Here is a 12790-nt window from a genome sequence, read left to right on the forward strand (position 1 = left end):
CCAACGAGCTGATGGCGCATGCCTACGGCCATCTTTACCGCCTGCCGGTCACCGGCTTGCGGTTCTTCACCGTTTACGGGCCGTGGGGCCGGCCCGACATGGCGATCTTCCTGTTTACGCGGGCGATCCTCGAAGGTAAGCCGATCAGGCTCTTTAACCATGGCCGGATGCGCCGTGACTTCACCCATATCGACGACGTGACGCGTGTAGTATCAAGGCTGATCGAGCGGGTTCCGGAACCGGATCCGGCCGCAGGGAACGCGCCGGTGAAGATCTATAATGTCGGTCATCACCATCCGGAGGAGCTGATGCACGTGGTCGGGCTTCTCGAGAAGGAGTTGGGCCGGCGCGCCGTCACGGATATGCTGCCGATGCAGCCGGGCGACGTGCCGGAGACCTTCGCGGAGATCGCTGACCTGACGCGCGACATCGGCTTCACGCCGGAGATTTCCATCGAGGACGGCATTCGCAGTTTCGTCAACTGGTATCGCGACTATTACAAGGTTTGAGACGTCGATGGCACACAAAATCATTCCTCTGATCATGTGCGGCGGGGCCGGGACGCGGTTGTGGCCGGCGTCGCGCGAGGTTCGCCCGAAACAGTTCCTGCCGTTGTTCGGCGCGCGATCGACGTTCCAGGACACACTCAAGCGGGTTTCGGATGCAAGCCTGTTCGAGAAGCCGATCGTCATCACCAACGCGGCCTATCGTTTCATGGTGTTGGACCAGCTGGCCGAGATCGGTGTCGAGGCCGACGTGCTGCTGGAGCCGGCGCGGCGCGATTCCGGTCCGGCGATCGCCGCCGGCGGCGTGTTCGCGCATGGGCGCAATGCGGACGCCGTGGTGCTGGCGCTCGCCGCCGACCACGTCGTGCAGGACGCTGCGGCCTTCGTCGCCGCCTGCCGGCAAGGATCGGCTGCCGCCGCGAGCGGGCGCATCGTCACCTTCGGCATCAAGCCGGAGCGCGCGGCGACCGAATACGGCTATATCAGCCCGGGCGACGTGGTCTCGGGCGAGGTCCGCAGCGTGACGGAATTCGTCGAGAAGCCGGACCAGGCCACGGCTAGCGACTACATCAAGGCCGGCTATCTCTGGAACAGCGGCAACTTCATGTTCCGCGCGGTCGACCTGCTCGACGAGTACCGCACGTTCGACGCCGCCAGTGTGCAGGCGGTCAAGGATGCGGTGACAAAATCCGGACGCGACCTCGGTTTTGTCACCCTGGACAAGGACGCGTTCACGTCCGCCAAGGCGATCTCGATCGATTATGCTGTCATGGAGAAGACCGCGCGCGCGGCCGTGGTGCCGGTGTCCTGCGGCTGGTCGGACGTCGGCTCCTGGCACGCGGTGTGGGAGCTCGCCGACAAGGACGGGCAGGGCAATGCCGCGCAGGGCGCAGCCGTGTTCGAGGATTCCCGCAACTGCAACGTCCAGACCGACGGCGCGCTGGTAGCGCTGGAAGGCGTCGACGATCTCGTGGTGGTGGCGACGCAGGACGCCGTGCTGGTATCGCGGCAGAAGGACGCCAACGGCCTGAAGCGGCTGGTGGCGAAGCTCAAGACCGTGGCGCCGCAGGTCACCGAGGATCACCTCAAGGTGCATCGTCCCTGGGGCAGCTACCGGTCGGTCGATAATGGCGACCGTCACCAGGTCAAGCGGATCGTGGTCAAGCCCGGCCAGCGGCTGTCGCTGCAGAAGCACTATCACCGCTCCGAGCACTGGATCGTGGTGCAGGGCGCCGCGCGCGTCACCGTCAACGAGGACGTCAAGACCGTGCACGAGAACGAATCGATCTACATCCCGATGGGCGCCGTGCATCGCCTGGAGAACCCCGGCAAGATCCTGCTGGAGCTGATCGAGGTGCAGACCGGCAGCTATCTCGGTGAGGACGACATCATCCGCATCGAGGACGACTACCGCCGGACGTGAGCCGATCCGGAAGCTCCCCTTTTGATGATAAGGCGCGCCGCACAGTGGCGCGCCTTCGCGATCCCTGGGAGCTCTCTGATCGAAGCGCGCCTTTCGCAAAATGGCCGCGCGCGACCGCCGATCGGATATCCGTCTGATCGCGAAGCCAAATTCGAATGCCGCGCCACTCTTGCCTCGCGGCGTGGCGATGTGCGCCACGCCTCCGCCAAGAAGTTGTAAGATTACCGCAACAGGACAGCTGCTCACGTACGGCCCGAAATCACTTCACGGTGGCTGAGATCGTGTCGGGCAGCTCGGGAGCAGGCTTGCTCCCGGCGGCCGTTGCGCGCGCCTGGCCGCATGACACGGGCTGGGTGCGGCCCCTCAGCTCCCGAGCGGCCGCGACGCGCCGACGATGCGGCCGTCGGGCGCTTGCAGGATGACGGCGGCGTCCTCGCCTTCGGGAGGCGTCTCGCTGAGACGCAGCGGCGAGCCGTGCCAGTCGCCGACCACGCGGATCGATCGCACCACGTTCGATTCATCCAGCGTGCGGCCGCCATTCTCGCCGCGCCGGATCGCGGTCTGGTGCGCGTGGTCGAAGCCGACCAGCAGCACCTTGCCCTCGCCCTTGCCGCCGCCGATATCGACGGCGAGCCGGTCGCCCTGCCTGACGAGGCCGATGGTCGTGGCCGTCACGCTCTTCAGCTTGGCTGCCTCGATCGCTCCACCGACGTCCTCGCGATGCGAGCCGACATGGCTGCTGGCGCCATCGACGACGATTTCCGGCGTGTACGAGCCGTCGCCGAAACGATGGCCGTAGCGGTCCTGCCGCTCGGTCGCCGCTTCCAGCGAGAACGGGTCCTTCCAGCCGAGCCGGTCCCAATAGGTGACATGGAACGCCAGCGGCAGCACGTCGCGGCGCTCGCGCGCCAGCTCGTTCAGATAGGCATTGGCCGGCGGGCAGGACGAGCAACCCTGCGAGGTGAAGAGCTCGACGACTACGGGGCGCTCGGCCGCGGCGGCTGGCGCGAGACTTACGGCAATGGCGAAGCCGATGGGGACGAGATGGCGCGACGGCATGACGTTCCTCCTGGAGATAATGGCGCAGTTCAATTCGGCTCGTTGGGGCGGCCTGTTACTTGCCGGCGCGGACACGAAATCTTGAGGAACCGGTTCCCCCACGTGGCAAAGCGGATTTGCGGAGCGGCGCAAATCAGCTACACCCCGCACCAATATCGGGCTGCATGCGCTTCAAACCGTTCGGGTTTTCGCGATTCGGCGATGTAATCTTTTGCATCAAATCGTGTGCGCAGAAGCCGTCTCGACGTTTCGCCACATCTGGGGCGGCGTGCTAGGAGAGCGGCGGGACGTTCGTGCCAGATCTTCTTCGTGGGGTTCGATGACATGGTGATCAGGGGGGCCGGTTCGGCCAAGACCGAGCCGAAAGGCGCGCTTCGCGTCGGCGTGATCGGCGCAGGCGTGATGGGCAGCAATCATGCCCGCGTGCTGGCGAGCCTGCCGCATGTCGATCTGGTCGGGGTGGTCGATCCCTTGCCGGCGCACCGCGCGCGCGCGACCGAGCTCGCGAGCTGCCGCACCTTCGCGACCCTGGACGAACTGGTTGCCGAAGGTATCGAGGCCGCGACGATCGCGGCGCCGACCCATCTGCATCACGAGATCGCGCTCGCCTGCATTGCCCGGAAGATCCACGTCCTGGTGGAGAAGCCGATCGCCTCCTCGGTGGAGGAGGGGCACGAAATCGTCGAGGCCGCCCGTCGCGCCGGCGTCACGCTGATGGTCGGCCATGTCGAGCGCTTCAATCCGGCGGTCGCCGCGATCAAGCAGGCGCTGAAGGGCGAGGACATCCTGTCGATCGCGATCACCCGGGTCGGGCCGTTTCCGCCGCGGATGTCGAATGTCGGCGTCGTCATCGACCTCGCCGTCCACGACATCGACCTGATCCGCTGGTTCACCGAGTCCGACATCGTCGAGGTGCAGCCGCAGCTTTCCAGCGCGGTGGCCGAGCGCGAGGACATCGCGCTGTTGCAGTTCCGCACCGCCTCCGGCGTGCTGGCCCACATCAACACCAACTGGCTGACGCCGTTCAAGGCGCGCAATGTCACGGTCGCGACCCGCGGCAAATACGTCATGGGGGATCTGTTGACCCGCCAGGTCACCGAATGTTTCGGCTTCAAGCCCGACGGCAGCTATTCGATGCGTCATCTGCCGGTCGGTCATGACGAGCCGCTGCGTGCCGAGCTGATCGCCTTTCTCGAAGCGGTCAGGTCCGGCGCGACGCCTGCGGTGACCGGGGACGAGGGCGTCGCCAGCCTCGCGATCGCGACCCGCTGTCTCGATGCCTCCACCAAGCGCGCGGTGGCGCCCGCCACGCACAAGGGCCCCCGCCGCGCCGCGGGCTAGCCGCGGCGCCTTTCCTCGATGGCCATCTCCAACCTCTGCAAGGCTCCATGAACCAGCATTCGCGCTCGCAAGCCATTCCCTTCATCGACGTCGTCGTGCAGCGCGCGCGGCTGGGCGTCAGGATCGACGCCGCCATGTCGCGCGTGCTCGATCATTGCCAGTTCATCAACGGGCCTGAGGTGACAGAGCTCGAGGCCGATCTCGCGGCCTTCAGCGGCGCGAAGCATGTGGTGGCCTGTGCGAGCGGCACCGACGCGCTATTGATGGTGCTGATGGCGAAGGGGATCGGCCGGGGCGACGCCGTGCTCTGTCCCTCCTTCACCTTCTGCGCCACGGGCGAAGCAGTGGCGCTGACCGGCGCCACGCCGGTGTTCGTCGACGTCGAGGAGGGAACGTTCAACATGGACGTCGCCTCGCTGACGCGCGGCATCGCGACGGCGAGACAGCTCGGCCTTAAGCCGCGTGCAGTGATCCCGGTCGACCTGTTCGGCCAGGCCGCCGACCACGACGCGATCGCTGCGGTCGCCGAGGCCGAGGGCCTGTTCGTGCTCGACGACGCGGCCCAGGGCTTCGGCGCGAGCTACAAGGGCCGCCGGCTCGGCACCTTCGGGCTTGCGACCGCGACCAGCTTCTTCCCGGCAAAACCGCTCGGCTGCTTCGGCGACGGCGGCGCGATTCTGACCGATGACGCCGCGCTCGCGGAGATATTGCGCTCGATCCGCGTGCACGGCCAGGGCAGCGACAAATACGACAACGTCCGGCTCGGCCTGACCGCGCGACTCGATACCCTGCAGGCCGCGATCCTGATCGAGAAATTGAAGATCTTCGAGGACGAGATCGCCGCGCGCGACCGCGTCGCAACGCGTTATGCGAACGGCCTCGGCAACGTCGTCACCGTGCCGCGGCTTGCGACGGGCCGCACCTCGGTCTGGGCGCAGTACACCATCCGCCTGCCCGAGGGCACCGACCGCGACGGCTTTGCGGCGGCCTTGAGGGCGCAGGGCGTGCCGACCGCGATCTATTATCCGAAATCGCTGCACCAGCAGACGGCCTATCGCGATTTCCCGTCGGCCGACGGCGGCCTCGCGGTGAGCGAGCGCCTCTCGACCGACGTGATCAGCCTGCCGATGCACGCCTATCTGGATGAAGCCACCCAGGATCGAATCATCGAGGCCGTGCGCGGCGCCGTTTCAACCTGATTTCGCCATTTTGTCGGGTCGAAGCATACGCTAGAAGCGGCGCATGCTCGGACGCATCTTTACCGTCGGCGGCTACACGCTGCTCTCGCGCCTCACCGGCTTCGCGCGCGACATCATGCTTGCGGCGATCCTCGGCGCGGGCCCCGTCGCCGATGCCTTCTTCGTCGCCTTCCGCCTGCCGAATCATTTCCGCGCCATCTTCGCCGAGGGCGCGTTCAACGCGGCCTTCGTGCCGGCCTACGCCCATATCCATGGCGAGGAGGGCGAGGGCGCGGCGAAACTGTTTGCCAACCGCATCTTCACGTTGCTGTTCTGGTCGCAGGTGCTTCTCCTGCTGCTGGCGTGGCTGTTCACGCCGCAGGCCATGACCATCCTGGCGCCGGGCTTTTCCGATGACGCCAGCCAGCGCGAGCTCGCGATCACGCTGACCCGCATCACCTTTCCCTATCTCCTGCTGATCACGCTGGTGACCTTGTACGGCGGCATGCTCAACGTGATGCATCGCTTCGCCAGCGCCGCGGCGGCGTCGATCTTCCTCAATGTCGCGATGATGGCGGCGCTGGCGCTGGTGGTGTTTTTCCCGACCGCCGGTCACGCCGCGGCCTGGGGCGTCCTGATCTCCGGCTTCCTGCAATATTTTCTGCTCGCGGGCGACCTCGCCACCCATGGCGGCCTGCCGCGTTTTGCGCGGCTCAAGCTCGATCCGGACATCCGGGCCTTCTTCCGCGCGCTGGGGCCGGCGACGCTCGGCTCGATGGGCACGCAGGTCGCGATGTTCGCCGATACCATCATCGCGACCTTCCTGCCCGCCGGCGCGCTCTCGGCGCTGTACTACGCCGACCGGCTCAACCAGCTTCCGATCGGCGTGATCGGGATCGCGATCGGTACCGTGCTGCTGCCGGAAATGTCGCGGCGCCTGACCGCGAACGACCATGAAGGCGCCATGGCGCAGCAGCGCCGCGCCTTCGACTTCACGCTGCTGTTCTCGGTGCCTTTCGTCGCCGCCTTTCTCGCGGTGCCCGATGTCATCACCCGCGCGATGTTCGCGCGCGGCGCCTTCACCCGGGGCGACGCGGCCGCCGCCGGCGCCACGCTCGCGGCCTATGCCATCGGGCTCATTCCGTTCGTGCTGATCCGCAGCGCGGTCGCGACCTTCTATGCCCGCAAGGACACCGCGACTCCCGTCAAGGCCTCGCTCACCGGCCTGTCGGTCAACGTCGCGCTGAAGATCGCGTTGATGGGCGCGCTCGCCCAGGTCGGGCTCGCACTCGCCACCGCGATCGGCGCCTGGATCAACCTCCTGCTGGTCCTGTTCTTCGCGGTGCGGGCCGGCCACCTTGCGTTCGACCGCGCGCTGCAACTTTCGATCGCCAAATTCGCCGCGACCGGCCTGGTCCTGGCGGGGGTCTTGTGGGGCACGGCCAGACTTGCCGCGGCGCATCTGACCGCGCTCGGCGCTCACCGCGACGAGGCCATGCTGGGCCTGCTGATCCTTGTCGGAACAGCGGTTTACGGCGGAACGTTGCTGCTCCTGTTTGGGATGAGGCGGCTGAAGTGCTTGGTACGCGGGTGAGGCGGTTTGCGCTTCCCGTCAAACCACTGCATTATGCACAAAATCCAACAAAAATCGGAAAGACAATGGCTGCTGCTCCCATCAAGTTCGGCGTCGGTCAAAGTGTTCTGCGCAAGGAGGATGACGCCCTGATCCGCGGCAAGGGCCGCTACACCGACGATTACGCGCCATCAGCGGCGTCGTTGCATGCGCTGGTGCTGCGCTCGCCGCATGCCCATGCCAAATTTACCATCGATGCCTCGGCCGCCCGCGCGCTTCCCGGCGTCGCGCTGATCCTGACCGCCGGCGAGGTCAAGGACCTCGGCGACCTGCCGTGCCTGTTCAATTTCGAGGTCGATCCCTTCACCGGCCCGCCCTATCCGATTCTCGCCAGGGACGAGGTGCGCCATGTCGGCGATGCCGTGGCCTTCGTCGTGGCGGACACGATCGATCACGCGCGCGATGCGGTCGAGGCGATCGAGATCAAATGGACGACGCTGCCGGCGGTGACCGGCGCGCTCAACGCCATCAAGCCGGGCGCGCCGCAGGTCTGGCCCGACAAGCCCGGCAACATCCTGTTCGACGTGCCGATCGGCGACAAGAAGGCGACCGACGAGGCGTTTGCCAGGGCGCACGCCGTCGCCGAGATCTCGATCGTCAATCCGCGCGTGGTCGCAAGCTTCATGGAGCCGCGCGCCGCGGTCGCCGAATACGACGCCAAGCGCGATCATCTGACCCTGACCATCGGCAGCCAGGGCAGCCACCGGCTGCGCGACATCCTGTGCCAGAACGTCCTGAAGATTCCGGTCGAGAAGATGCGGGTGATCTGTCCCGACGTCGGCGGCGGTTTTGGCACCAAGCTGTTTCCCTATCGGGAATATGCGCTGCTCGCGGTCGCCGCGCGTAGCCTGAAGAAGTCGGTGCGCTGGGCCGCCGAGCGGGCCGAGCATTTCATGGGCGACGCGCAGGGCCGCGACAACATCACCAAGGCGAGGATGGCGCTCGCCGAGGACGGCAGGTTTCTCGCCATGGACGTCGACCTGATCGGCGACATGGGCGCCTATCTCTCGACCTTCGGGCCCTACATCCCGCATGGCGGCGCCGGCATGCTGCCGGGTCTCTACGACATCCGAGCCTTCCACTGCCGCGTCCGCACGGTCTTCACCAACACCGTGCCGGTCGATGCCTATCGCGGCGCCGGCCGTCCGGAGGCGGCCTACGTTGTCGAACGGCTCGTCGATGCCTGCGCGCGAAAGCTCGACATGAGCGTGGATGCGATCCGGCGCAAGAACTTCATCACGCCGAAGCAGATGCCCTACAAGACCGCCACCGGCAAGGTCTACGATTCCGGCGATTTCACCGCGCACATGAAGCGGGCCATGGAGGTCGCGAACTGGAAGGAGTTCGCCAAGCGCGCCCGGCAGGCCAAGAAGGAGGGCCTGGTGCGCGGCATCGGGCTCGCGAGCTATGTCGAGGTCTGCGGCACCATGGGCGAGGAGACCGCCAATGTGCGGCTCGATCCCACTGGCGACGTCACCATCCTAATCGGCACGCAGTCGAGCGGGCAGGGCCACCAGACCGCCTACGCCCAGCTCGTGGCAGAGCAGTTCGGCCTGCCGCCCGAGCGCGTCCACATCCACCAGGGCGACACCGACGAGATCGCGACGGGGCTCGGCACCGGTGGCTCGGCCTCGATCCCGTCAGGCGGCGTCAGTGTCGAGCGCGCCACCCGCGAGCTCGGCAACAAGCTGAAGGAGATCGCGGCACAGGCGCTCGAGGCGGGTACAGGCGATCTCGAGATCAGCAATGGCGTGGTGCGCATCGCCGGCACCGACCGCACGATCTCGTTCGCCGATCTCGCCAAGCGCGCGAGCGCCGATCCGTCGAAGCTGAACGCGAGCGCGACCTTCGCCAGCGCCGACGGCACCTATCCGAACGGCACCCATGTCGCCGAGGTCGAGATCGATCCCGCGACCGGCATCATCAGGATCGTCAACTACGTGATCGTCGATGATTTCGGCGTGACGCTCAATCCGCTCTTGCTCGCCGGCCAGGTGCATGGTGGCGTGATGCAGGGCATCGGGCAGGCCTTGATGGAGCAGGTGGTCTACAGCCAACCGGACGGCCAGCTCGTCACCGGCACCTACATGGACTATGCGCTGCCGCGCGCGGCCGACGGCCCGTCATTCCAGTTCGAGACCCACAACGTCCCCTGCAAGACCAATCCGCTCGGCGTGAAGGGCGCGGGCGAGGCCGGCGCGATCGGCTCCTGCCCCGCAGTCGTCAACGCCATCGTCGAGGGATTGTGGCGGGAATACAGGATCGACCACATCGACATGCCCGCGACCGCCGAACGGGTCTGGATCGCCATCCGCGAGCACCAGCGCCGGCACAGCCTCTGAGGGTCCTCGGACGGGAAATAAAACGCCACATTGGGGTTTTAGAGGGAGCGAGTAGCCGCGGTCTGCCCTGGCAGGGCCGCGGTATCTTTTGACCGAGGCTTGCGAGACGGAGAGATCGCGGATGAAACGGACGATGGTTGTGATGGGGGCGCTGCTGCTCACGGCGGGCGCGGTAATGGCAGAGGACCAACTCAAGGAAACGCAGACCGTCATGAAGGCCAATGGCAAGAATGCCGGTGCACTGTCGGCCATGGTCAAGGGCGAGAAGCCGTACGACCAGGCCACCGTCGACGCGGCGCTCGCCCAGTTCGACGAGACCGCCAAGAAGCTGCCGACGCTGTTTCCCGTAAGTCTCAAGGGCAAGACCTTCGACGGCGACTATCAGACGACGGAGAAGATCTGGTCGGACAAGGCCGGCTTCGACGAGCATATCACGAGCTTCGCCAAGGCCGTCGGCGACGCCAAGGGCAAGATCAAGGACATGGATACGCTGAAGACCAGCCTCGGCGTGATCGGCAAGCAGTGCGGCGGCTGCCACGAAACCTACCGCATGAAGAAGACCTGAGCCCGGCTCGGTGGGCAGGGGCGGATGCCAGTGCATCCGCCCCTTTGTGTTTTGGGGCAATGATCCAACGTGAACGCGTTCAACCGACGGCGTGCTGTACCTTACTTCGTCACCTGACCGCGGATCTCGCCGCCCGGATTGGCGGCGGTGTGGACGTTGATGTAGTAACGGCCGCCTTCGAGGTCGGCGGCCTGCGCGTCTGTCAACGTCGCGCTGCCTTCGGCCGGGCTGGTGCCGGCGTTGGGTATGGCAACCGCCACGCCGGCGTTCTTGCCAGGCTCGGCCGGACCGTGGAAATGTGCCGCGGTCGCCGGCCCCGACAGCCCTGAATAGGTGAGCTTCCATGTGAGCTTCTTGGTGGCCGGATCAAAATCGACATCGGCTGAGCCGGTGGCGGCGCTGGTGGTGGCCGGCACTTCGGACTTACCGTCGAGCACAGCCTTGAACTTGTCGGCGCTGGCAGATCCAGCAAACGCGAGGACGGCACTGAGCACGAGCGTGGCAGACATGGTCCTGAACATGGGCTCCTCCCGGTTGACCTTGACAATGACACCGTGCCTTACAACCGGGAGTTTCCACCTTTATTCCCGGGTCTGGCCCCGTTCGCGCAAAAATAAAGACGGGCATGCGACCGAAATGCGCCGGATTTTCACTTCATGTCCCAATTGAAAATTGGCGAACCAACGATGTTGCAACGGATACTCATTATCTTCTTGATCGTCGCCGCGGCGGCGTTCGCCGTCTATTGGTGGCTCACCGCCGTGCCGGTGATGCCGGCGCTCGCGGCCTACGAGCCGGACCCCGGCAACGGCCAGGTGATCTTCAACATCGGCGGCTGCGCCTCCTGCCATGCGGTGCCGAACCAGCCGGACCGCACGCGGCTCGGCGGCGGGCTCGCGCTTCCCTCGCCGTTCGGCACCTTCTATGCGCCGAACATCTCGTCCGATCCGACCGACGGCATCGGCCGCTGGAGCGAGCAGGATTTCGTCAAGGCCGTGATGAAAGGCGTCTCGCCGGAGGGAACGCATTACTTCCCGGTATTTCCCTATACATCCTATGCGCACGCGACGGTTCAGGACGTGCGCGATCTCTTCGCCTATCTGAAGACGCTGCCAGCGGTCACGGGCTCGGTGCGTGACCATGAGGTGCCATTTCCGTTCAACATCCGCCGCAACGTCGGCATCTGGAAACGCCTGTTCATGGACGGGGGGCTGTTCATGCCCGACCAGTCGCGCCCGCCGTCCTGGAATCGCGGCGCCTATCTCGTCAACAGTTTTGGCCATTGCGCCGAGTGCCACAGCCCGCGCAATTTCTTAGGCGGCATCGTCGCCGCGCAGCGCTTTGCCGGCGGCCCCGATCCCGAAGGCAAGGGTTTCGTGCCCAACATCACCCAGAAGGGGATTTCCGACTGGAGCGCGAAGGACATCGCCTATTTCCTGGAGACCGGGCAGACGCCGGACGGCGATTCCGCCGGCGGCGCGATGGCGGCCGTGATCCGCAACACCTCGCAGCTCGATCCGAAGGACCGCGACGCCATCGCCGAATACGTGAAGTCACTGCCGCCGGTCGAAGGTCCGCCGAAGCCGAAGAAAAAAGCGGAGAAGGCGGACGACAAGTCCTGAGGATCGGTAGGATAGGGTGTGCGACCACATCCACGTAAGTTCGCCACGCGAAGGCAGGAGCGTGCCCACCACTCAGAGCAATGCTGTCGGACGAATGGTGGGCAAGGCGCTTCCGCCTTCGCTCTGCGAGCTACGGCGGACGTGGTCGCACCTTACCCGACCCTACGGCTCCGCCTCGTAGTAACAATAAAACTAGCTGCCTGCCGCCGCCGGTTCGTGATCGTATTGCTGCACCCAGTTGTATTTGGGGTGGCCTGGCGGCAGATTGACGATGTCGCGGTAGAACTCCCCCTGCGTATCCTTGAAATTCTGCAAAATCGTCGTGGGCGGCACGTCGACGTGCTGCGGATTGCGGAGGAAATTGGCGGCATCCTCGCCACTCAGAATCGCGCCGCGGCTCTGACTATTGTGGTTGCCGATGAACTTTTCCCAGCGCTTTTCCGAGAGATAGATGTTGGCGAGGATGATCGCGATATATTCCTCCCTGTTCTTGTATCCCTTGTTCACCGAGGGATCGGATGCGACCCCCCGCATGTGTCGGGAGGCGTGAACCAGCTCATGGTACAGCGCTCGGTCCGGCACGGACCAGGGATTGCCGGCATCCGGCCGATACATGAAGGGGGTGAACTCGACGGAGCTGCTCGTCCCGGCTCCCGTGCCGACCGTGTCGTCGTCGACATCATCGGGTAGGACCCATTCGCCCTTGGCGGTGGCGGCGATCCAGTCTTCCATTTCTGCTACCGTTTCGCGGGCGGGGTTCCAGGGCGACGTGTAGGAGTTCACGGATGAAAAATCCCAGTTGGGAATGATCCTGACGCGATTGTGCGTCCGGCGCAGCTCCGCGAGCAGCGCTTGGCCCATTCCGCTCGACTTGATCGGCTCGAACTGAGCGCGCACCGAGTTCACATATTGCTGGCAAGCCACGCGGTATTTGTGGAGATTCTTCCTGAAATTCACCGCGCTGTCGTCAAAATCGACGTCAAACCGATCCATCCAGTGCGGCATGGCATGGAAGGCCAGAGAGATCGAATCGTTTTCGCCTTCGAACGGCTCTTCATAGGCCTTGAGCAGGAAGAATTGATCTCCGTTCTGCCCATGCATCCGGACGTATTCGGCATATT

Annotated in this window: 11 protein-coding genes; 8 read left to right on the plus strand and 3 right to left on the minus strand. The window is 65.4% G+C overall.

What is annotated here, in order from left to right; genetic code table 11:
* Together JOY90_RS39505 and JOY90_RS39510 are read left to right on the plus strand one after the other, a co-directional pair.
* The coding region (locus JOY90_RS39505) for an NAD-dependent epimerase/dehydratase family protein (protein WP_291696494.1) at positions 1 to 509 on the plus strand (509 nt) is incomplete at its 5' end.
* Positions 510 to 516: 7 nt separating this feature from the next.
* Positions 517 to 1929: a mannose-1-phosphate guanylyltransferase/mannose-6-phosphate isomerase gene (locus JOY90_RS39510; protein ID WP_291696495.1), complete on the plus strand. Its 1413-nt coding sequence runs from the start codon at positions 517 to 519 to the stop codon at positions 1927 to 1929.
* 363 nt (positions 1930 to 2292) lie between these two features.
* Here the strand turns inward: JOY90_RS39510 and JOY90_RS39515 are convergent, their stop codons facing one another.
* Positions 2293 to 2988 carry a thioredoxin family protein gene (locus JOY90_RS39515; protein WP_291696496.1) on the minus strand — a complete coding sequence of 232 codons (696 nt, stop codon included), beginning with the start codon at positions 2986 to 2988 and terminating at the stop codon, positions 2293 to 2295.
* Positions 2989 to 3312: 324 nt separating this feature from the next.
* Here JOY90_RS39515 and JOY90_RS39520 point away from each other — a divergent pair, with 324 nt between their 5' ends.
* The 5 genes from JOY90_RS39520 (at position 3313) to JOY90_RS39540 (ending at position 10047) form a co-directional block, all read left to right on the plus strand.
* Entirely contained in the window at positions 3313 to 4329 is a 1017-nt protein-coding gene (locus JOY90_RS39520; RefSeq protein WP_291696497.1) for a Gfo/Idh/MocA family oxidoreductase, read from the plus strand.
* A gap of 47 nt (positions 4330 to 4376) precedes the next feature.
* Positions 4377 to 5528 (plus strand): DegT/DnrJ/EryC1/StrS aminotransferase family protein, encoded by a 1152-nt coding sequence (locus JOY90_RS39525; RefSeq protein ID WP_291696498.1) that lies wholly within the window; start codon positions 4377 to 4379, stop codon positions 5526 to 5528.
* A gap of 43 nt (positions 5529 to 5571) precedes the next feature.
* Positions 5572 to 7101 (plus strand): murein biosynthesis integral membrane protein MurJ, encoded by a 1530-nt coding sequence (gene murJ / locus JOY90_RS39530; protein ID WP_291696499.1) that lies wholly within the window; start codon positions 5572 to 5574, stop codon positions 7099 to 7101.
* Between the two features lie 65 nt (positions 7102 to 7166).
* On the plus strand, positions 7167 to 9482 hold the full coding sequence (locus JOY90_RS39535) for a xanthine dehydrogenase family protein molybdopterin-binding subunit (protein ID WP_291696500.1): 2316 nt from the start codon (positions 7167 to 7169) through the stop codon (positions 9480 to 9482).
* Between the two features lie 121 nt (positions 9483 to 9603).
* Positions 9604 to 10047 (plus strand): cytochrome c, encoded by a 444-nt coding sequence (locus JOY90_RS39540; protein WP_291696501.1) that lies wholly within the window; start codon positions 9604 to 9606, stop codon positions 10045 to 10047.
* A 101-nt stretch (positions 10048 to 10148) separates the two neighbouring features.
* Here JOY90_RS39540 and JOY90_RS39545 read toward each other — a convergent pair whose 3' ends face one another.
* A complete protein-coding gene (locus tag JOY90_RS39545) occupies positions 10149 to 10568 on the minus strand; it encodes a CHRD domain-containing protein (RefSeq protein ID WP_291696502.1) in 420 nt (139 codons plus the stop codon).
* Positions 10569 to 10733: 165 nt separating this feature from the next.
* On the opposite strand from JOY90_RS39545, the gene JOY90_RS39550 reads away from it, so the two are divergent.
* Entirely contained in the window at positions 10734 to 11669 is a 936-nt protein-coding gene (locus JOY90_RS39550) for a cytochrome c (RefSeq protein WP_291696503.1), read from the plus strand.
* Between the two features lie 192 nt (positions 11670 to 11861).
* On the opposite strand, the gene JOY90_RS39555 is transcribed toward JOY90_RS39550, so the two are convergent.
* Positions 11862 to 12790 (minus strand): M91 family zinc metallopeptidase (locus tag JOY90_RS39555; RefSeq protein ID WP_291696504.1); only part of this gene is annotated, 929 nt, incomplete at its 5' end.

The organism is Bradyrhizobium sp., assembly GCF_019242285.1.
Lineage (GTDB): Bacteria > Pseudomonadota > Alphaproteobacteria > Rhizobiales > Xanthobacteraceae > Bradyrhizobium.

What these genes read in the sequence shown, in the direction of transcription:
- JOY90_RS39510 (WP_291696495.1), top strand. Translation starts at nt 517, where the DNA reads ATGGCACACAAAATCATTCCTCTGATCATGTGCGGCGGGGCCGGGACG.
- JOY90_RS39515 (WP_291696496.1), bottom strand. Translation starts at nt 2,988, where the DNA reads ATGCCGTCGCGCCATCTCGTCCCCATCGGCTTCGCCATTGCCGTAAGT.
- JOY90_RS39520 (WP_291696497.1), top strand. Translation starts at nt 3,313, where the DNA reads ATGGTGATCAGGGGGGCCGGTTCGGCCAAGACCGAGCCGAAAGGCGCG.
- JOY90_RS39525 (WP_291696498.1), top strand. Translation starts at nt 4,377, where the DNA reads ATGAACCAGCATTCGCGCTCGCAAGCCATTCCCTTCATCGACGTCGTC.
- murJ (WP_291696499.1), top strand. Translation starts at nt 5,572, where the DNA reads ATGCTCGGACGCATCTTTACCGTCGGCGGCTACACGCTGCTCTCGCGC.
- JOY90_RS39535 (WP_291696500.1), top strand. Translation starts at nt 7,167, where the DNA reads ATGGCTGCTGCTCCCATCAAGTTCGGCGTCGGTCAAAGTGTTCTGCGC.
- JOY90_RS39540 (WP_291696501.1), top strand. Translation starts at nt 9,604, where the DNA reads ATGAAACGGACGATGGTTGTGATGGGGGCGCTGCTGCTCACGGCGGGC.
- JOY90_RS39545 (WP_291696502.1), bottom strand. Translation starts at nt 10,568, where the DNA reads ATGTTCAGGACCATGTCTGCCACGCTCGTGCTCAGTGCCGTCCTCGCG.
- JOY90_RS39550 (WP_291696503.1), top strand. Translation starts at nt 10,734, where the DNA reads ATGTTGCAACGGATACTCATTATCTTCTTGATCGTCGCCGCGGCGGCG.